At 45.8% G+C, this 20,500-nt stretch carries 17 protein-coding genes and 1 tRNA gene; 8 read left to right on the forward strand and 10 right to left on the reverse strand.

What is annotated here, in order from left to right; genetic code table 11:
- Positions 1 to 103: 103 nt before the first annotated feature.
- From Q1B04_RS07485 to Q1B04_RS07500, 4 genes are all read right to left on the reverse strand, one after another.
- Entirely contained in the window at positions 104 to 1,531 is a 1,428-nt protein-coding gene (locus Q1B04_RS07485; protein WP_299757530.1) for a M56 family metallopeptidase, read from the reverse strand.
- Position 1,532: 1 nt separating this feature from the next.
- A complete protein-coding gene (locus Q1B04_RS07490) occupies positions 1,533 to 1,898 on the reverse strand; it encodes a BlaI/MecI/CopY family transcriptional regulator (RefSeq protein ID WP_299757532.1) in 366 nt (121 codons plus the stop codon).
- A gap of 131 nt (positions 1,899 to 2,029) precedes the next feature.
- On the reverse strand, positions 2,030 to 2,611 hold the full coding sequence (locus Q1B04_RS07495) for a DUF3109 family protein (RefSeq protein ID WP_299757534.1): 582 nt from the start codon (positions 2,609 to 2,611) through the stop codon (positions 2,030 to 2,032).
- Positions 2,612 to 2,811: 200 nt separating this feature from the next.
- The gene (locus Q1B04_RS07500; RefSeq protein ID WP_299757536.1) at positions 2,812 to 4,491 is read right to left on the reverse strand and encodes an ankyrin repeat domain-containing protein; all 1,680 of its coding nucleotides are present in this window, start codon (positions 4,489 to 4,491) and stop codon (positions 2,812 to 2,814) included.
- A 284-nt stretch (positions 4,492 to 4,775) separates the two neighbouring features.
- Between Q1B04_RS07500 and Q1B04_RS07505 the strand changes: the two genes are divergently transcribed.
- The 3 genes from Q1B04_RS07505 (at position 4,776) to murA (ending at position 9,176) form a co-directional block, all read left to right on the forward strand.
- The gene (locus Q1B04_RS07505; protein ID WP_299757538.1) at positions 4,776 to 7,013 is read left to right on the forward strand and encodes a UvrD-helicase domain-containing protein; all 2,238 of its coding nucleotides are present in this window, start codon (positions 4,776 to 4,778) and stop codon (positions 7,011 to 7,013) included.
- Between the two features lie 204 nt (positions 7,014 to 7,217).
- Entirely contained in the window at positions 7,218 to 7,868 is a 651-nt protein-coding gene (locus Q1B04_RS07510; protein ID WP_299757541.1) for a DUF4290 domain-containing protein, read from the forward strand.
- A 3-nt stretch (positions 7,869 to 7,871) separates the two neighbouring features.
- Entirely contained in the window at positions 7,872 to 9,176 is a 1,305-nt protein-coding gene (murA, locus tag Q1B04_RS07515) for a UDP-N-acetylglucosamine 1-carboxyvinyltransferase (protein WP_299757544.1), read from the forward strand.
- 70 nt (positions 9,177 to 9,246) lie between these two features.
- Here the strand turns inward: murA and arsC are convergent, their stop codons facing one another.
- The gene (gene arsC, locus Q1B04_RS07520) at positions 9,247 to 9,588 is read right to left on the reverse strand and encodes an arsenate reductase (glutaredoxin) (RefSeq protein ID WP_299757547.1); all 342 of its coding nucleotides are present in this window, start codon (positions 9,586 to 9,588) and stop codon (positions 9,247 to 9,249) included.
- 120 nt (positions 9,589 to 9,708) lie between these two features.
- Here arsC and Q1B04_RS07525 point away from each other — a divergent pair, with 120 nt between their 5' ends.
- Positions 9,709 to 10,479: an outer membrane lipoprotein-sorting protein gene (locus Q1B04_RS07525; RefSeq protein ID WP_299757550.1), complete on the forward strand. Its 771-nt coding sequence runs from the start codon at positions 9,709 to 9,711 to the stop codon at positions 10,477 to 10,479.
- A gap of 387 nt (positions 10,480 to 10,866) precedes the next feature.
- Positions 10,867 to 12,411, forward strand: a complete 1,545-nt coding sequence (locus tag Q1B04_RS07530) for a hypothetical protein (RefSeq protein ID WP_299757552.1) — start codon at positions 10,867 to 10,869, stop codon at positions 12,409 to 12,411.
- 104 nt (positions 12,412 to 12,515) lie between these two features.
- Here the strand turns inward: Q1B04_RS07530 and ung are convergent, their stop codons facing one another.
- Entirely contained in the window at positions 12,516 to 13,178 is a 663-nt protein-coding gene (gene ung / locus Q1B04_RS07535; RefSeq protein WP_299757554.1) for a uracil-DNA glycosylase, read from the reverse strand.
- A gap of 91 nt (positions 13,179 to 13,269) precedes the next feature.
- Here ung and apaG point away from each other — a divergent pair, with 91 nt between their 5' ends.
- Together apaG and Q1B04_RS07545 are read left to right on the forward strand one after the other, a co-directional pair.
- On the forward strand, positions 13,270 to 13,656 hold the full coding sequence (gene apaG, locus Q1B04_RS07540; protein ID WP_299757557.1) for a Co2+/Mg2+ efflux protein ApaG: 387 nt from the start codon (positions 13,270 to 13,272) through the stop codon (positions 13,654 to 13,656).
- Between the two features lie 81 nt (positions 13,657 to 13,737).
- Positions 13,738 to 14,523, forward strand: coding sequence for a class I SAM-dependent methyltransferase (locus tag Q1B04_RS07545; protein WP_299757560.1), 786 nt, complete (start codon positions 13,738 to 13,740; stop codon positions 14,521 to 14,523).
- A gap of 82 nt (positions 14,524 to 14,605) precedes the next feature.
- Here the strand turns inward: Q1B04_RS07545 and kdsA are convergent, their stop codons facing one another.
- On the reverse strand, positions 14,606 to 15,415 hold the full coding sequence (kdsA, locus tag Q1B04_RS07550; protein WP_299757563.1) for a 3-deoxy-8-phosphooctulonate synthase: 810 nt from the start codon (positions 15,413 to 15,415) through the stop codon (positions 14,606 to 14,608).
- 123 nt (positions 15,416 to 15,538) lie between these two features.
- Positions 15,539 to 16,129 (reverse strand): methyltransferase, encoded by a 591-nt coding sequence (locus Q1B04_RS07555; RefSeq protein ID WP_299757566.1) that lies wholly within the window; start codon positions 16,127 to 16,129, stop codon positions 15,539 to 15,541.
- 110 nt (positions 16,130 to 16,239) lie between these two features.
- On the opposite strand from Q1B04_RS07555, the gene Q1B04_RS07560 reads away from it, so the two are divergent.
- Positions 16,240 to 17,181 carry a hypothetical protein gene (locus Q1B04_RS07560; RefSeq protein ID WP_299757568.1) on the forward strand — a complete coding sequence of 314 codons (942 nt, stop codon included), beginning with the start codon at positions 16,240 to 16,242 and terminating at the stop codon, positions 17,179 to 17,181.
- A gap of 187 nt (positions 17,182 to 17,368) precedes the next feature.
- Here the strand turns inward: Q1B04_RS07560 and cphA are convergent, their stop codons facing one another.
- Together cphA and Q1B04_RS07570 are read right to left on the reverse strand one after the other, a co-directional pair.
- On the reverse strand, positions 17,369 to 19,996 hold the full coding sequence (cphA, locus tag Q1B04_RS07565; RefSeq protein ID WP_299757570.1) for a cyanophycin synthetase: 2,628 nt from the start codon (positions 19,994 to 19,996) through the stop codon (positions 17,369 to 17,371).
- A 359-nt stretch (positions 19,997 to 20,355) separates the two neighbouring features.
- Positions 20,356 to 20,426, reverse strand: a tRNA-Cys gene (locus Q1B04_RS07570).
- Positions 20,427 to 20,500: the final 74 nt, after the last annotated feature.

The raw sequence follows: 20,500 nt of genomic DNA on the forward strand, positions 1-20,500 counted from the left end.
GTTAATCTTGCGCGTGAAACACGCAGCAAGGGCAGACAGTGTAGTATTAATAATACTCTAAAAGGCTCTTCTTTTAAATAGTTTGCCTGGTTCTTATCTAAACTTATTTTTTCGTATAAATAATAACTACACCGTTCTTACCCTTTTCACCATACTTCTGTAAAGCATTTTCATCCTTTAGCACATCAACAGTAGCAATGTCTTTGGGATTAATGGCTTGCATTTCTTTGTAGCTGATTTCTTTGCCATTCAGTATGTAAATCGCCTCGGATGGTGCCGCGAGAAAATCCTCTTTTCCTGAAACGTACCCTAATACAGCTGTATCAGTAACGCCAGCACTGGCATTTATACTTTTAATCTTACGTCGCATTTCTTTTGCTTCAGAAGAATTTTGTCCGGCTTCAGTCATAATAGCAACCACACCTTTCAGTGTGTTATCCGCCAAAAGTGTCTGAGCCCTCTCTCCTTTCAGCACGTCAATTTTAACAATCTTTTCTGGGTTTATACTATTGATTTTATCAGCGGCCATACGATTGCCATCTACTAAGTATACTATCCCCTCCTGAGGTATGCTGGTGATGCTTACACTGGCTTTATTTACAGTGGTGTCCTGGGGAGTTGAAGTTATACTTTGACTTAGGCCTTCTGCAGCAAGTTCTACCTCAGCCCTGGAGGTAGTTGCAAACAGCGCAAGCGCCAAAACGGCGGGCGTTAAAAGCAGGTACTTGAGCTTGTGCAACGGGTTGATTTCCTGTTTGTTCATCATCATAATTCTGTCTTTTATATGGTTAAAGTTAAAGCTCATGATCAGGCTGTTCTCATTTAACTGCTGCTGCCCTACGTGCAGCAAACTATATTGATAGCTGCGCGAATCAACTCCCTGATCCAATACTTTTCTGTCGGCGATATACTCCAGATTCTGGCGCACATCCTGCTGCAGCAGCCATGTAACAGGGTTAAACCAATATACTACACATGCCAACTGCGCTAACAGTATATCTAAAGTATGGAGTTGCTGCACGTGTACCTGCTCATGCAAAAGCAGCGCCTTTAACTCCTGCTCTGAGTGCTGCTTCGGATTTAAGTAGATCGAACGCCAGAACGAGAAAGGACTGATTTTTTCCTTAAGCTCCCGGAAACTATGCCCGTTCCATATTTTAAAAGTGGAGCTTCTATGCACCTGCCACAGAGACACAGCCTGAAGTATAAACCGAGCAGCCATCACCAGACCACCACCAAAGTATAGCAGCACAAGCCAATGCCAATAGTTCTGCTCCTGCCCCTGTTCAGCCACCTCTTTCCCCGACCACTCAGGCAGAAGAAGTACAAACCTGTGACCTATCTGCGACGGCTGTGTGTAAAATGCCGAAAGATCCAGCAGCGGGATAATAGCGGAGATTAGCAAGGCTGTAAGCAGATAGGCCCTGTTGTAAGTGTAAAAGGTGAGCCGCCGCAGCAGCAGACGGTATGCCAGGTAAAACAGCAGCAATGCAGCATTTGCTTTCAGCAGGTACAGGATTGACTCGGGCATATTATTCTGTTTTTCTATTCTCGATCATGTCGATAATCTCCTTCAGCTCCTCGGCGCTTATCTGTTTTTCCTTGGCAAAGAAGGCTACCAATTCTTTATAGGAGTTTTTAAAATAGCCTCCTACAAAGCCTTTCATAAAACGCTTTTTATAATCCTCCTGCTTTATCATCGGCAAATAACGGTACGAGTTGCCCAGTTTCTCACTCCGCACATACGCTTTCTTATCCAGGTTTTTTACTGTGGAGGCCAATGTGGTGTAAGGTGGCTTTGGTTCCGGCAGTTTCTCCAGTACCTCTTTAATAAAACCACCATTCAGCTGCCACAGCGCCTGCATGGCTTCTTCTTCGGGTTGTGTTAATCGCTCCATTCGTTACGAACATTTCGTAATTATACGAAACTTTCGTAAATAGATACAGATGTTTCCCTTATTTTTAAAAATAAAAAAACTGCCATCAGAAAAATGGCAGTTTTCATAAATATAAATAATAGCTGTTGATGCTAGGATGAAGCCGCAGCGGTCTCGTTTTCCATAAGCTGTTCCAGCTCCTGGTACCAGCCTTCACCATACCTGCGGATAAGCGGCTCTTTTAGAAACTGATAAACCCGAACGCCCAGGTCTTGACCAAAGCTGCAGGCAGCGCTGCAAATGCTCCACCGGTCATAATTCAAAGCCTCAAATCCATCATACTTTGTAATACGGATCGGATAAAGATGGCAGGAGATGGGCTTTTTCCAGTTGATCTTGCCATCATTGTAAGCCTGCTCTATGGCACACTTCAGTTTGTTGTCTTCATCATAAATAGCGTAGGCGCACTCGCGGTTGCCAATGGTTGGCGTGGAATAATCGCCTTCCCAATCTTTGATGTAAAGCCCCTGCTCCTCCACCGCCTGAAGGCCAGTAGCAGACATGTAAGGCTTAATTTGCTCATACCCATCCTTCAAAATTGCCAGTTCGTCTTCTTCCAGCGGAGCACCAAGGTCGCCTTCTACGCAGCAGGCTCCTTTACACTTCTCAAGGTTGCAAACAAAAAACTTATCACGTACGTCGTCACTGATTACGGTATTCTGAAGAACAATCATAGCAAACTTAAACTCTGATAAAGTATGGAAAAGCGAAATTTTATACTCACTTTTTAACCATTGTAAGACAAAGGTAGCCAGAAAATAGTTTAAAACCGGGGCTGAGGGAAAACACCAGAGCAGATGTCGGTTTTGCTTCTGCTATAAAACAAAAGGGGGCACTGCATCAGCGCCTCCTTTTCTGGTAACTGCTATTTTGACTACTCCTGCCTTGGAGGAGAGCCTGCGGCTAAAAGCATATTCTGAACATTTTCATGCTTGGTGTAATCTATAGCCGCTTTGCCTGAGTTGTCTGTGATGGTCACATCGGCATTCGACTGAAGTAAGGCAAGTATAATCTCATAGTTAGCGTCAATTTCGCAGGCCAGCATGAGAGGGGTTTTGCCTTCGTTGTTAACCACATTCGGGTTAGCGCCGGCACGAAGCAGCTGCTCCAGCTCTAAAATACCAATATGTTGGCCAATGGTGGCATGCAGCGCCTGCGACAGCACCGTATTTCCTTCAACATCCTTTATATCCGGGTTGGCACCATGCGCCAGCAGCGTGTCAATCAGCTGTACCTGCTCCTGCTCATAAAACTCGGTTTTAATCCGCAAGCTGCTCACTACATAATGCAAGGCGGTTTTACCGTTTTCATCCTGCGCGTTTACATTGGCTCCTCTACCGAGCAATAAGCTGGTCGCCTTTAACCGCGCTTCCGGCTCATACTCTACTCCATAGTCCTCCAAGAGCATCGGTACATACAACGCATGCATAAGCGGCGTGCGCTTTTGTAAGTTGGCCTCATAGTCATCTGGCTGGTCCTGCGTATTGGCGTCACCTCCTGCCGCGAGCGCACGTTTCAGCATTTCCGGGTCGCGGTGAATGGCCGCAATCACTACTTTCTGGTTTGGCGTCTGGTTAATGTAAATCAACTGCTCATAAGCGTTAACGCTGCCTTTGGCCACTGCTTTTCGGTACAGCTTTCGGGCGTCGTTTAGCTTCACCTCACCCAAGTTGCCTTCCTCATACAAAAGCGCCAAAGTATACATAGACTCCCGTTCTCCGGCATCTACTCCCTTTTGTAGCCAGTAAGCAGCCTTATCGTTATCTTTTGCCACACCTTCTCCATTCAGGTAAAGGTTTGCCAACGATGCATACGCCACTACATCATTTGCCTCAGCCGCTCGCCTTAAATAGTTATAGGCCAAGGAATGATTTCTCATTTCGCCATAGCCGGTATAGTACATGCTCCCGAGAATACGGTTGCTAAAAGCATCTCCCTCTACGGCTTTTTCGCGGATAGTAATGGCAGCTGTGCGCATGTGCTGCAGAAAACGCTGCTCGTCGTCTTTGTTTCGGAGTGTCATGAGTTCTGCCAAGCCTAGGTTAGCCAGTACACTGCCGCTATCTAAGGCGGTTTTGTAATAATATTGGGCAGAGTCGCGGTTGGCAGAGAAAAATTTATCAGCACTTTGTATCTGCTTAACAGTATCCACCTGCACCGAATCATACTTTAACTCGCGGTACTGATGCATGCGGCCCAAAAAGTAATAGGCGTCGTGCTCTCCCGCAGCGGCAGCGGCCCTGAACTTCTTCTGCGCCTTCTGGTAATTTAAGGTACTATAATAGTACATGGCCTCATCCATTGCAGGCGTACGCCAAATGCGCCTGATAACTGGAGCTGGAGTGGCTACAGTTTGTTTGTTAGCAGTAGTTACAGTTTTCTTGGTGGCTGCAGAGGCAGCTGCATTCTTAGTGGTAACAGGTGTTTTAACAGAGGCTTTCACGGCGGTGCCTGTCTGCGCCAGACCAAGCTGGCTAAAACAGGCTAACAAACACAGAAGCGAAATTCTTTTCAAATCTGTCAGGTGCAGTGATATAGTAGGAAATTTTTTCAAGGTAATTAATTTAGGTGTCGGCGTGGTGCAAAAGTAAGCGCTATAGGCTTTTAATCAAAAATGCTACCAAAACAGCCGGTAAACGCCCAACTGCAGCAATTGTTATACTTGCCAATCGCTAAACGCTTTAGGCTCAGAAGGTGTTCATCCTGAACAGGGATTTATACTTTATATATTGCGCAAGTATAAGTTACCTCAATAAAACCAGTTAAGCGAACAAGCGGTTCTAAAAAAGGATTTAGATTCGTAAATTGCATAGATTTTAAGCACGCGGAAGAGAAGAAATGGATTATATAAGCTTACTAAACGAGTCGCAGCGCGCGGCGGTACTGCACACCCAAGGGCCAGCTATGATTATTGCCGGCGCCGGCTCAGGCAAAACCAGGGTTTTAACTTACCGAATCGCACACCTGATCAGTCAGAATGTAGATCCCTTTAACATACTTGCCTTAACATTTACCAACAAGGCAGCCAAGGAAATGCGCCACCGTATTGAAAAGGTTATCGGTAACGAGGCCAAAAATATCTGGATGGGCACTTTCCACTCGGTGTTCTCCCGTATTCTGCGTGCAGAGGCTGAGAAAATCGGTTACCCTAAGAGCTTCACCATTTACGACACGGACGATTCTAAAACCCTGATCCGAAATATCGTGAAGGAGATGAACCTGGATGACAAGCTGTATAAGCCAAACGTAGTGCTGGGCCGTATTTCATCTGCCAAAAACAAACTGATCTCTGTTAAACAATACCTCAACGATGCCACCATTCAGGCAGACGATGAGGCGGCAATGCGTCCTAAAATCGGTAAGATTTACGAAATGTACCAAAGCCGCTGCTTCAGGGCCGGCGCTATGGATTTTGACGACCTGCTGTTTAACACAAACGTGCTTTTCAAGGATCATCCTGACGCCCTTAACAAGTATCAGAATATCTTTAAGTATGTGATGGTGGACGAGTATCAGGATACCAACTACTCACAGTACCTGATCACGCGCAAGTTGGCTGCCCAGAACCGCAACATCGTGGTGGTAGGCGACGATGCACAGTCGATTTACGCTTTCCGTGGAGCTGATATTCAGAACATCCTCAACTTTGAGCGCGATTACCCGGAGCTACAGGTATTTAAGCTGGAGCAGAACTACCGCTCCACCAAAAATATTGTAAGCGCAGCCAATTCAGTTATCAAGAACAATTCGGCGCAGCTAAAGAAAGATGTTTACACTGATAACGAGCAGGGCCCGCTAATAGAGGTTATAAAAGCCAACTCAGATAATGAGGAAGGAAAACTGGTAGCCACCTCTATTTTTGAGGAGAAAATGAGCAACCACCTCTCCTACGACGACTTTGCCATACTTTACCGTACCAACGCGCAATCAAGGGCCATGGAAGAAGCCCTGCGCCGCATGAACATCAAGTATAAAATTGTCGGTGGCCTGTCGTTTTACCAGCGCAAGGAGATTAAAGACCTGATCGCTTACCTGCGCCTGACAGTGAACCCAAACGATGAGCAGGCGCTGCGTCGTGTTATAAACTACCCGAAGCGCGGCATTGGCGAAACTACAGAGCAAAAGCTTTTCGTAACGGCCAATGATACCAACCATAGCGTGTGGGAGATTGTGCAGAACGCTTCGGAATTTTTGGGCAACCGTGTGGGCACCACCATTGAGAATTTCTCTATCATGGTCCGCGACTTTGCCCGCATTGCAGAGCATAGCGATGCCTTCGAGGTAGCCAAACACATTGCCAAACACTCAGGTATTGTAGACGAATTGTATCAGGATAAAACCGTAGAGGGCCTGGCACGTTACGAAAACATACAAGAGCTGCTGAACGGTATAAAGGAGTATGTGGATGACCCGGAAAAGGAGGATAAAAGCTTATCAGCCTTTTTGCAAGATATTGCGCTTGTTACCGATGCCGACACCAAGGCTGATGATGACGGAGAATTTGTAACCCTGATGACCATCCACTCGGCCAAGGGACTTGAGTTTAAGAACGTTTTTATAGTTGGTATGGAGGAGAACCTCTTCCCGAGCCAGATGATGCTTAACTCAAGAGCCGACCTGGAGGAGGAACGCCGCTTGTTTTATGTGGCCATTACCCGTGCCGAGAAAAAGCTATACTTAACCTATGCCACCAGCCGTTACCAGTGGGGTAACCTGAGAGCATGCGAGAAAAGCCGCTTCCTGGATGAAATCGATCCGAAGTACATTAACTTCAAGTATGGTGAGAGCAACTCCGGCGGCAATGTACTTGACCGGGTGCTGCAGCGTAAAAGCAATTTGGTAACGCCGCCGCCACGCAAGCAAGTGGCCAGCAACTATACCGCCCCTACCGACTTTAAGCCAAGCGACACATCCAATTTAGCCGCTGGCATGAAGGTAGAGCACCCCAAGTTTGGTTTTGGCGTAGTGGCTAAAATAGACACGCAGGGCAACAGCACCAAAGCCATAATCAACTTTGATGAGGTAGGCGAAAAAACATTGCTGCTAAGCTTTGCCAAGCTACGTATACACAGTTAAAATAACAGTATAGCTGCCGCGTGAGGCATCAATCGTATAGCAGATCCGTAAAATTTGGCGCTTGCTAAACTTGTGCAAGTATAGCCGACTCAGCACAATAGAGCCTGTTGGCATACTTATATACATAATCTGTTATTCAAAACTGAGCCCTCTACGTATTTTATAATTCATATTTTCTATTTTTGAATTTCATAAACTGATATAATGGAAGCGAGTACCACATTTAAACAAGAGCTATTGCTGCGCGAGTACGGCCGCAATGTACAGGACCTGGTAAATTACATTACCAAGGTAGAAGACCGCAAGGAGCGCACACGCCTGTCGCAGTTGCTCATTAACCTGATGTCTAAGCTGAACCCGCAGCTACGCGACACCCAGGATTACCAGCAAAAGTTATGGAACCACTTGTTCGTTATGTCTGGCTCGAGTTTAGATGTAGATGCTCCCTACCCGCTCAGCCCTATGGAGTACCTAAATGACAAGCCTCAGCCGATGGATTACCCGCTTGAAACCCCGAACTTCAAGCACTATGGCAAAAATGTTGAGCTTCTGGTAGAGCGTGCCACCGAGCTAACTGACACAAAAGAGCGTGAGGCCGCCATCATCTCTATAGGTAAACTTATGAAAACCCTTTATAAGTCTTATAACAAAGAGAATATTACAGATGATGTTATACTTGGGGACATCCGCCAGATTTCTAAAGGGCAACTGGACATGAACCTGCAGTACATCGAAAGTAATAACCTATTTGAGTCGAACCCGAGGCAGCAGGAAAGCAACTACCAGCAGCGTTCTCAGAACCAAGGCCCTCGCAACAAGAAAAGTAACCGTTCCTCCAACCAAAGAAATAAGTAATACATGGCTTCTTTTGAAGTAATAGGCGGCAATAAATTAAAAGGCGACATCTATCCGCAAGGCGCCAAGAACGAGGCATTGCAGATACTTTGCGCTGTGTTGCTGACCGCAGAACCAATTGTTATCTCTAATGTTCCTGACATTCGGGATGTAAATAAGCTTATTGAGCTGTTAAGGGATATGGGTGTTAAAGTGGAGCGTAACGCCCCTGACACTTATACTTTTCAGGCTGACAATATAAACTTAGATTACCTGAACTCTGAGAAGTTTGTAGAGCAGGGCCGTGCCATTCGTGGATCTGTCATGATTGTAGGCCCACTGCTAGCGCGTTTTGGCGCGGCTAAAATGCCTAAGCCAGGTGGAGATAAAATCGGGCGTCGCCGCCTTGATACGCACTTCATTGGCTTAGAGAAACTTGGTGCTAAGTTCAACTATGATACTCCGGATGAATTTTACAGCGCCAAAGCGGATCAGCTGAAAGGAGCTTACATGCTGCTGGACGAAGCTTCAGTAACTGGTACTGCTAACATCATGATGGCTGCTGTGCTGGCCGAAGGCACTACCACAATTTACAACGCAGCTTGCGAGCCTTATGTGCAGCAGCTAAGCCGTATGCTGAACCGTATGGGTGCTAAAATCAGCGGCATTGGCTCTAACCTGCTAGTAATTGAAGGCGTGGAGAAACTGGGAGGCACTGAGCATCGCATGCTTCCGGATATGATCGAGATCGGCTCTTTTATAGGTATGGCCGCTATGACAGGTTCTGAAATCACGATCAAAGATTGCCAGATTCCGGAGCTAGGCCTTATACCTGAAACGTTTATGCGATTAGGTATAAAAATGGAATTTAAAGGCGATGACATCTTTATTCCTGCCCAAGACCATTATGAAGTAGATACTTATATTGACGGAAGTATTCTAAACATATCTGACCATACTTGGCCGGGCCTTACTCCGGATCTGCTAAGTGTAGCGCTTGTAACAGCCACACAGGCCAAAGGTACAGTTCTTGTTCATCAGAAAATGTTTGAAAGCCGCCTGTTCTTTGTAGACAAGCTGATAGATATGGGCGCGCAAATCATACTTTGCGACCCGCACCGCGCTACTGTTATCGGCCAGAATAAGCAGATTCCGCTTCGTGGCATCCGCATGACCTCTCCGGATATTCGTGCCGGTGTAGCGCTGCTCATCGCAGCCCTCTCTGCCGAAGGCAAAAGCATCATCGACAACGTAGAGCAGATCGACCGTGGCTACCAAAACATCGACGGGCGCCTGAACGCGCTTGGAGCGCAAATCAGAAGAATATAAAGTATACTTTTGCAGTAAACAGAAAGAGCAGCTCAAAAAGGCTGCTCTTTCTGTTTTTCCGGCTTAAAATCTACAGCAGCTCCTGCACGTTTTCGGGCGGCCTGCCTAGCACAGCTTTATTATCCTTTACAACTATCGGGCGTTCGATCAGGACCGGATTCTCTACCATAGCCTCTATCCACTCCTCATCGGACAGCTCCTGACCTTTATACTTTTCTTTATAGATGGCTTCGCCTTTGCGCAGCAGTTGCTCAGGTCGGATATGGAGTTTATTCAGAATATCGCGTAGCTCTTCGGCCGTGGGCGGTGTTTTCAGGTACTCTACCACCTCCACCTCCTGCCCCGATTGGTTTATAATTTCCAGTGTCTGGCGGCTTTTACTGCACCGGTTGTTGTGGTATATCTTTAACATATCTGGTCTGATTTAGAAGCATGAAGTTACAAAAACATATGTAAAAGCATCACCATAAATATAGCGCGGAAACAACGGATTTTAGTAATTTGGCCGATTAAAATCACACACCTAACTACTATGAAAAAATATCAAATTATGCGCAGCACAGTACTGCTGCTTTGCCTCGCCCTCCTGCCCTGCTTAGGTTTTGCCGTGGCACCCAAACTCAAGTATAAAAATGGACATGAGGTAGTGAAGGCAATGTATAAGCGCTGGCAGGGCAAATGGTATCCTAACTTCCAATTTGAGCAACGTGCTATTTTTTATGAGAACGAGCAGGTTAGCAAAGAAGAAGTATGGCAGGAACTCTATAGCCAACCCGGCAGGCTGCATATTCGGTTTGATGGCTTTGAAAGCGGCAACGGGGTAATTTTCTCGGAAGATTCTGTTTACCATTTCAAAGCGCGCAAGTTGGCAGCTAAAATGCCCCAGGTGCACCCGCTGGTTCTTTTATCTTTTGATGCATACTTTCTCCAGCCACAGGAAACAGCCGCTAAGCTACAGCAACTTAACTTTGACTTAGGCAAAATATCCGAAGCCGACTGGCAGGGGCGCAAAGCGATTGTGGTTGGCACTAAAAACCCAGCTGACGGCAGCAGCAGCCAGTTCTGGGTTGATAAAGAACGACTATACGTTGTGCGGGTAATCACCAATAATACAGGGAGTGTGCGTGATGTGGAGATGAACAACTACCAGCTACTGGATAATTATTGGGTAGCCACTGAAATTATCTTCAAAACAGACGGCGTAACTACGTTACGCGAGGAGTATTACAACATGAGCTTCCCGAAAAGCATAGATAACAGCTGGTTTAACCCTGACAAATTCGGCAGCACCAAATGGCAGTAAAAAAGAAGCCGCTGAAACCCATATCAGCGGCTTTTTTAGTGCAACCAAAGTCACACTTTGTCAGAAAACTACACTCTAGTAGCGTGCAGCTTAATAATCTGGAATTAAAAACTAATCAAAACTATTATCTTTATCTGCTACATCAGTTCTTAAAACTGATCCAGGAAATTTCTCTTGAATGCTTTCTGCACGTCCTCCTGCATACTGGCCTGTACCATAAAGAAGCTTTTAGAACTATAAAGCCTATCTTTACTGCTTAACCTTTTGCTAAATTCATACTTTTGTTGCTACACTGAAAACTATTTTCGGGTATCAATACTATTTCTAATAGCTAATTTTAAAAATATTTAAGCTGATTATCAATAACATAACTGAAATAAATATACAATGTCAAACACTTCGCAGGATGCTGTTTTTCAGTTAATAAAATCAATGGCCCGCTCAGAAAAGCGCCATTTCAGGCTATTAGCTACGCGGCAAGGCTCCAGCGGCGACATAAAGTTCCTGCAGCTATTTGATGCGCTGGACGGCACGTCGGACTATGACGAAGAGCGGGTGCTGCGGCAGGTGCCAGGTATCAGAAAGGTGCAGCTTGCCAACCAGAAGGCCAACCTCTACAAGCAGTTGCTGGCCAGCCTGCGCATGTACCATGCCAACCAAAACCCTGACATCCAACTGCACGAGCAGCTGGATTATGCACGCGTGCTTTATAATAAGGGCCTCTACCAGCAAAGCCTGAAAATGCTAGAAAAAGTGAAAGTGGCGGCACAGCAAAGCTCTTACTTACACATCTCCTTATCTGCCCTAAATTTTGAGAAGCAGATTGAGCAGCAGTACATTACCCGCAGCCTGGAGGGGCGCGCTGAACAACTGACAGAAGAGACAGATTCTTTAGTGGCGCATCTTAGCCGCACACACCATAACTCCACCCTGGCGTTACGCCTTTACGGCCTTTATATAAAGCTGGGGCACGCCCGCACCCAGGATGACCGTGATCAGCTGACAAATTTTTTCAAGGCTAATGTGCCAGCCCTTAATCCTAAGGAGGCAAGTTTTACTGAGAAGCTGTCGTTTTATCAGTCGCATGTTTGGTACCATTACATACTTCAGGATTTTAAGGCCTGTTATCGGTATGCCCAGAAGTGGGTGGATTTGTTTGAGGATGAGCCCCAGATGAAGCAGCAGCAAACCACCAATTATATCAAGGGACTGCACAACCTGCTGCTGGCCCTCTACAGCATGCTGTACTACAGTAAGTTTAAGGAGGCTCTAAAAAAGCTTGAAGACTTTGCCGCAGAAAGCAACAGGCGCAGCAACCCGAATATTGAGATGCTGCTTTTCCTGTACATTTATACAAACCGCATTAATGCTAGTTACATGGAGGGCCGCTTTACAGAGGGGCTCAAAATTGTGCCGGAGATCAGGCGTAACTTAAATGTATTTAAGCAGCAGCTGGACCCGCACCGCCAGCTCGTCTTTTACTATAAAATTGCTTCGCTATACTTTGGCAGCGGCGACTATTCCAGCACAATTTTATACTTGCAGAAAATCATTCAGTACAAGGATATCAGCTTACGAGAAGATATACAGTGCTTTGCCCGCATCCTGAACCTGATTGTGCACTATGAAGCCGGTAAAGATGAGTTATTAGAATACCAGATAAAATCAGTGTACCACTTTTTGGGCAAGATGAACGACCGGCAGCCGATGCAAGTAGCAATCTGTGAATTTTTGCGTAAACTCCCTGATATAAAACCGTTGGAGCTCAAATCAGCTTTCATAGCCCTTAAGGAGCAGCTGCTGCAGATTTCCGGTAACCCGCTTTACAGGCGCCCATTCCAGTACCTGGATATTATCTCCTGGCTCGACAGCAAAATTACAAACCAGTCGGTGCAGCAGGTTATGCAGCAGAAATTTAAACAGCTGAAGTAGGCTTTATTCGCTTCTGCTTTTCAGGTATAAAAATGACGGGCGGTCGAAATCTTTAGTGATTCTTAGCGCCCATCATTTTAAAATTTTGATTTTGAAGTATAGACTTACCAATCAATCGGCTTTTTGCCGTGCTCCTGCAAGTATGCATTGGCTTTACTGAAGTGCCGGCTCCCGAAAAAACCTCTGTCAGCTGCGAAGGGTGATGGATGTGCGGCCTTTAATACCAGGTGCTTCCGCTCATCTATAAATGCTCCTTTTTTCTGTGCATAAGCTCCCCAAAGTATAAATACTACATTCTCTTTCAGGTTATTCACTTTCTGCACAACAGCGTCGGTAAACTCTTCCCAGCCTTTTTTTTGATGAGAACCGGCGTCGCCTGCCCGCACAGTCAGGGTAGCGTTTAGCAACAGTACACCTTGGGTGGCCCAGCGCTCCAGATTTCCGGTTTCTGGCATGTCTTTGCCAAGGTCACTCTTTATCTCCTTGAAAATATTTAACAAGGAAGGCGGCGTGCGCACCTTATCGCTTACAGAAAAAGCGAGACCGTTTGCCTGGTTTGGCCCATGATACGGGTCCTGCCCCAAAATAACGACCTCCACTTTATCGAATGGGCACATCTCAAAGGCGTTAAAGATTTGATTTCCGGGAGGATAAACTTTTTGCGACGTGTATTCGTCTTTTACAAATGAAACCAGCTCCTTAAAATATGGTTTTTCAAATTCATCTTGTAAGATATTTTGCCAGCTTTCTTCTATCTTTACATGCATGGGTTAGTTCGGCTTGTTGAGTTAGGTTAACAAAAGCTACAGCATAAGCAGCAGCCGCATTAGTTTCTAAGTATACAAAAAACTCTGGAACATGGATACAAAAACAACGGAAGGTGTAAAAGTTACTGTCACCGCCAACTACTTACCAGACTACTCCAGCCCGGTACAGCAGCACTTTGTTTTTGCCTATAGGATAAAGATTGAGAACAACAGTGAGTTTACCGTAAAGCTGATGCGCCGCCACTGGTACATTCATGATGCCACCGGCCAGATGCGTGAGGTAGAGGGCGAAGGCGTAGTTGGCCAGCAACCCACATTGGAACCTGGCGAGATGCACGAGTATGTATCAGGCTGCAACTTGAAAACCGGCATCGGCAAAATGCGCGGCACATACCTGATGGAGCGCATGGTGGACGGACGCCAATTTGATGTCACGATACCTGAGTTTACGCTTGTCGTGCCTTATAAACTTAATTAACCTAAGCCCCGCCAGCACCTATACTTTAGAATTAACTTTCGCTGGATTTATACTTGAGCGCTGTCTCCAACATCAACCCTTGTGTCTTACTTTAGATTAGCTGCTGATTACCTGCTGTACCGAATGCGTGCTTACAAGCTGCATGGCGTCCACTCCCCTTTCGTATTTGATCTCTACCATCATGTGCTGCACCATACCGGCCATTTTCCTGCTTATACTTATGTAGAGGCGCTACGGGATAATCTGCTTAACGATGAGCGACAGCTTCAGGTAACAGATTTTGGTGCAGGATCGAGAAGTATAAATCTAAAGGCTCGCAAAGTGAAGGACATTGCGCGTACGTCTGCCAAGCCTGCCAAGTATGGACAGCTGCTTTTCCGCTTAGTCAATCATTTTCAGCCCAAAACTATACTTGAGCTGGGCACCTCACTTGGCCTTACCTCCTCCTACTTAGCAGAAGCACGGAAAAATAGCAGAATTTATACTTTTGAAGGTTGCCCGAATATTGCCCAAGTTGCCCGTGAGAATTTCCGAAAGCAGGGATACAGCAACATTACACTGGTAGAAGGAAACATTGACGAGACACTGGAGCAGCAGTTACAAAAGGTGGAGCAGCTTGATTTCGCTTTTCTGGATGGCAACCACCGTTACGAACCAACTCTCCGTTATTTTGAGCATTGCCTCAGTAAGAGCCATGAAAATACTGTGCTGGTGCTAGATGATATTTACTGGTCAGCGGAAATGAAGCGCGCCTGGCAAGAGGTGAAGCGCCACCCACAGGTGCGCCAGACAGTAGATTTATACTTTGTAGGCTTAGTGTTCTTCCGGAAGCAACAGCCCAAAGAATATTTTACGCTTTATTATTGATAAAACAGATCATCCTAAAAGTAAAAGGGCCAAAAAGTAGATATTACTTTTTGGCCCTTTCTAGTTTGCTGTAGAATAACTCTTATTTAATAGCCTGACGAATGCGCACAAGCTTTTGCAGCAGCGCTTCCAGTTGATCGAGCGGTAGCATATTAGCGCCGTCCGACTTGGCAGTACTTGGCTCCGGATGCGTTTCGATGAACAGACCGTCTGCGCCAACCGCAATAGCTGCTTTGGCAATGGTTTCGATAAGCGCTGGCTTGCCGCCCGTTACCCCCGAATTTTGGTTAGGCTGCTGCAGTGAGTGCGTCACATCCATTACAACCGGGGCACCTGTAGCCTGCATGGCCGGTATGTTACGGTAATCCACCACCAGGTCAGAATAGCCGAAGCTGTTTCCGCGGTCAGTTAAAATCACTTTGTCATTACCTGATTCCCGCACCTTATCCACGGCAAAGCGCATCGCATCACCAGACAAAAACTGGCCTTTCTTTATGTTTACTACTTTGCCGGTATTAGCTGCTGCTACCAAAAGATCCGTCTGGCGACACAAAAAAGCAGGAATCTGCAGCACGTCCACATACGCAGCGGCCATAGCAGCCTCGCCACTCTCATGAATATCGGTTACAGTCGGCACATTAAACTCTTTCCCCACTTTCTCCAGAATGCGCAGTGCCTTCTCATCGCCTATACCGCAAAATGAATCGAGGCGTGAGCGGTTAGCCTTCCGGTATGATCCTTTGAATATCCACGGAATCTGCAGCTTATCAGTTATTGTTTTGATGCGTTCTGCAATCTGCAGCGCCATTTCTTCGCTCTCAATGGCGCATGGACCAGCCATCAGGAAGAAATTGCCGCTGTCTGTATAGTTTAATTTCGGTATCTCAAACATAGCTTTTATACTTTATACTTGCCTGTTCCGGCAATGCAAAGGTAAGGAGAAACTTAGATAGTTGTGAGTTTTGGTAGCCCGGGCATTTCATATGACAACCCTTTAACCTAACTCGGCAACCACTTACTTTTTTACTTTCAACTCAATGAACAGCTCTTTTCCCTGCCTTGGCGGGATAGAATTGTAAGCGGTGTCAAAGTGCAGAAAGTCAAAGTATGGTGCAAAGCACTGCCGGTATTCTTCACGGTTTCCGCCAAACGGAGGTCCTTCTTTTTCGAATGTAGTGTTAAACAGCAGCCCCATAAGCTTACCATCTGGCTTTAACAGCTCTGCACATTTACGGGCATAAGCGCTTCGCAAGTCAGGATGTAAGGCACAAAAGAAAGTCTGCTCTACAATAAGGTCATAACAACCTTGCAGCGAGAAGAAATCCTGATGCAGCAGGTGTTGCTTTGGGAAATCGGGAAGACGAGCAGCTAAGTTTTGTAAAGGCGCTTCAGCCAGATCCGCTACGTAAACATCTGTAAATCCGTTTTTATGCAAATATTCTGCTTCGTAGGCATTCCCGCACCCAGGAATCAAAATGCGCAGACATTTGTTGCTTATCTGATCAAAATAATATTTTAGCGGTGGCGTTATACCTCCAACGTCCCAGCCAGTCTGGTTTTGCTGGTAGCGCTGCTGCCAGTAGCCGGCATTAAAATCTTGGTTCATCTTGCTTCAATTATAAAACCAAATTTATATATTTGACTTTTACACTAGAGCGAAATCTAGTGATGGATTTAAAACTAATGTATAACTTCGGGTAATCAAACATTTAATATATGTCTACAAACACTCCTGAGAATCGCAGTAACCGCAAACTTTTAATAGGAGGCCTTTTGGTTGTGCTTATTAGCATCAACGGCATTCTGATTTACATGAATTATCAGAAAAAAGAGAAAACAGAAGAGCAGGCTGAAATCATAAAAGTAAAAGACAGCGAACTGGAGAATCAGATTAAAGTATACGAAGCACTTAAAGCTGATTTTGAGCGCCAAAGCCAGGAACTTTCAGCAATGGGATTGGAAAATGACTCGCTGGAGGCTCAGATCTCCTCTATTTCAGCTGACCTGGATGAGCTCCGTGGTTTCAGAAAAAGAAGCTATAGCCTGGCCGACCAGCGCAGATTCCGTGACAGAGCTTCCGCTTTTGAAAAGCAGCTGCAGGAGAAGGATAATGAGATATCGCGCCTGAAGCAGGATAACGAGGTGCTGTTTACAGAAAACACAGACCTAAAAACTACCCAAACCCGCATGTCTGACAGCCTGACCACCATGCGTTCTACCAACCAAGAACTCAACCAGCAGGTGCGTATTGCATCACGCTTAGAGGCTAAAGGGCTTAACGTGAACATCATCAACCAGCGTGGCAAGGAGAAAGAAGATAACGACAACGAGTTCAGAGCGAAGCAGGTAGATAAATTAAGAATCGACTTTACACTTGCCCGTAACGAGGTGGCTAAAAAAGAGCCTAAAACAGTTTACATGCGCATGATCGAGCCTGACGGAGCTGCTCTTTACAACCTTTCTACCGGTTCAGGCATGTTCCAAATCGATGGCGAAGAAATGTACTACACTGCTAAGCGCGATTTTGTATTTGACAACTCGCAGCAGGCGCTTAGCTTTACTTACGATAAAAACGCAGAGTATAAAAAGGGGCAGCACACCGTAGAGCTTTACGCGGAGGGTTTCCTGATCGGTAAGACTACCTTTATTCTGAAATAAAGATATTTCATACTTTAGCCAAAGTATGAAAAGCCTCTGTCCTACACGGCAGGGGCTTTTCTGTTTTTAATGCTTACTGATTAATCTTTAGCGAATAAAAAAAGCCCTAACCTACGGCAAGGGCTTTAGTCCATCGTTCACATTTATATCTTTCTATTACTACCTCTCTAACGTGGCTTAGCGGTGTTTATTCTGCAAAAACCTTACGATCCTGAATTACCTTGAAACTCTCTACCATTTTCACAGATTCATGCACATCTTCGGTAAAAATGGCGACTAAAGAACCTTCTTCTGCATTCTCCAGCGCATACGCTATAGCGCGCATTTCCTCCGGAATCTGGCGCACTGGCTTATTAGGCGCGGTGTCCTCAATGCCCCGCAGTACAGGCCCCAAAATTTCGTCTGCTGTTCTGCCTCTTAGGTCTGAGTCCAGGCGGACTATTATCTCGTCAAATATGTCACCTGACACGCGGCCGATTTCATAAAAATCCTCCTGCCGCCTGTCTCCTACGGCCGCCACGATGCCTATTTTCTTCGTAACGTCCAGCTCACTCATATATTCGCCGATTGCCTTCAGGCCTCCGACGTTGTGTGCGTAATCTACCAGCACCTCAAAAGTCGGGAACTTGAACAGGTTCATACGGCCTGGGGTTTTGCTTGGAGAAGGTATAAACGTACGAAGAGAGGTTTTAATGTCTTCAATTTCGAAGTGCGAAATATAACCAGCCAGCGCAGCAGCAAGTATGTTCTCAATGTTAAATTTAGCCTTACCTCCGAAAGTAAGCGGCACATCTGCCACACGATCTATCCGAATTTTATAGCTATTTTTGAAAATAGAGATATAACCGTTTTCAAATACTGCGGCTAGCCCGCCTTTTGCAATATGCTTAAGTATGCGCGGGTTGTCTTCGTTCATGCTAAAGAAAGCTACTTTGCAGTCTACCTCTTCAGCCATTGCGTAAACCAGATCGTCGTCAGCGTTAAGTACAGCATAGCCGTCTTTGCTCACGCTCTTTGGCACAACTGCCTTTAATAGGGCTAATTCTTCTAAAGTATGAATGTCTCCTAAACCCAGGTGGTCTGAGCTCACGTTAGTTATGATACCTATGTCGCATTGCTCGAAACCAAGTCCGGAGCGGAGAAGGCCTCCTCTGGCGCATTCCAGCACGGCAAAATTTACAGTTGGGTCTTTCAGCACAAATTGCGCGCTGTAAGATCCGGTTGTGTCGCCTTTCTCCAGCAACTTGTCCTGTATATAAATACCCTCTGTTGTAGTATAACCAACCTGGAAGCCCTTATGCTTCACCATATGCGCTATCAGACGGGTAGTAGTTGTTTTGCCGTTCGTGCCGGTAACAGCAATAATCGGAACCCGTGCCGGCATGCTGTGCGGGAAAAGCATATCCACAACAGGCTCAGCAACATTGCGCGGCAAGCCATAGGTTGGCGATATGTGCATTCTGAAACCTGGCGCAGCATTAACCTCCAGCACTGCTCCACGAGCCTCGTTTAAAGGTATGGCAATATCAGTGGTCATTACGTCTATGCCGCAAATATCAAGACCAATTAAACCGGCAATGCGTTCGGCCATTAATATGTTATAAGGATCTACCAGGTCTGTAACATCGGTGGCAGTACCGCCGGTGCTAATGTTGGCCGTACTTTTCAGGTATAGGTCCTCACCTGCCGCAATAACAGATTGGGTTGTCAGGTTCAGGCTCTTCAGGATATTAGCTGTGTGCTTATCCAACTTAATCTTAGTGAGCGCCTTCTCATGCCCGATGCCGCGACGAGGGTCTTTGTTTTCTTTATCTATGAGCTGTTTAATAGTAGAAACGCCATCTCCTGTAACTTTAGCGGGTGTGCGCTTTGCAGCAGCCACAAATTTGCCGTTTATAACCAGAAGCCTGAAATCAAAGCCCTGTATAAACTGCTCTACCATAACGCCATCCGAAAACTTCTTCGCTTCAGAGAAGCCTTTCTGGGCATCCTTTAGGGTAGTGATGTTTATGGTAGCGCCTTTGCCGTGGTTTCCGTCTAATGGCTTGATAACAAGCGGAAAGCCAAGCCAGTTAATGGCTTTCTTAAGTTCGTCAGGCTCATAAATAGTTCTGCCTTTGGGCACCGGAATGCCAGCCTCTTCCAGAATATCTTTGGTGGCTTTTTTATCTCCTGCTATCTCTACAGCAAAACAAGCTGTGCTGGATGTCATGGTGGCTTGTATGCGCTTTTGATGCACCCCGTAACCCAATTGGATGAGAGAGTGGCGGTTTAGCCTGATATAAGGAATGCCGCGGCTTACTGCTTCCGAAACGATAGAATAGGTACTAGGGCCAAAATACTCATCCTCCCGAATATCATGCAGGCGGCTGATGTCTTCTTCTAGTTTATACTTCTCTCCCGCTATCAATGCCTTTGTAATACGAACCGCAGCATATGCAGCGTATTCTCCGGCTCTCTCTTCCTGGTACGAGTACACTACAGCCTGGTGCCCCTCCTCAGGTGCTGGGTAGCAGCGACCGTAACCGCTTTCCATTCCTGCCATTGTTTGCAGCTCCAGTGCCACGTGCTGCACCACATGCCCAAACGTGGTACCTTCTTCAACTGACTTAAAAAAGCCGCCTTCTACCCCTTCTGCAGCCCGGTGGCGCTGCATATCCGGAAACATTTTTTGTAATCGTGCTAAAAAGTGAGGGACTTCATCAGTAGACAACTGGCTGAGTTGCTCCAGGTCCAATTTTAAAACAATAAGTTTAGGGTGCTTTACTGACCAGTAGTTTGGCCCGCGCATTACGCGCAAATCGATAATTTTCATTAGTTTTCTCGCTGAGTAAGCTATGCTATTATACTACTTTGGGATGCTATATCCTCATTATACTTCCTGCGCTATCATTGTAAAAGATAGTTGCCGGAGCTACCATTGCTTTTGATCGATGCAATTACTTAAATCTGTGGCTACTAATATTTTAAACTTCAAATATGTGCTTTAAAGCAATTATAACTGACTGCTTACACCTTTCTTAGTTAAGGACATTACGGATTTAGACATCAAAAGATTAAGCAGCAAGGATAATTTTCAGAGAAATGGAAGCGAATAGAAAGCAGCTCCGGCAGCCAAGGAAGGAAAAGTAATAAAAACAAAAAACCCCGCCAGTTATACTTAGCGGGGTTCTGAGGTAACGAGCGGATTCGAACCGCTGTAGCAGCTTTTGCAGAGCTGAGCCTAGCCACTCGGCCACGTTACCGTGTTGTTGGGAGTGCAAATATACATAGAGAAGTATACTTGTCAAACTTTAATGGGTTATTTTTTGGACATCCT

The organism is uncultured Pontibacter sp., assembly GCF_947495565.1.
Taxonomy (GTDB): domain Bacteria; phylum Bacteroidota; class Bacteroidia; order Cytophagales; family Hymenobacteraceae; genus Pontibacter.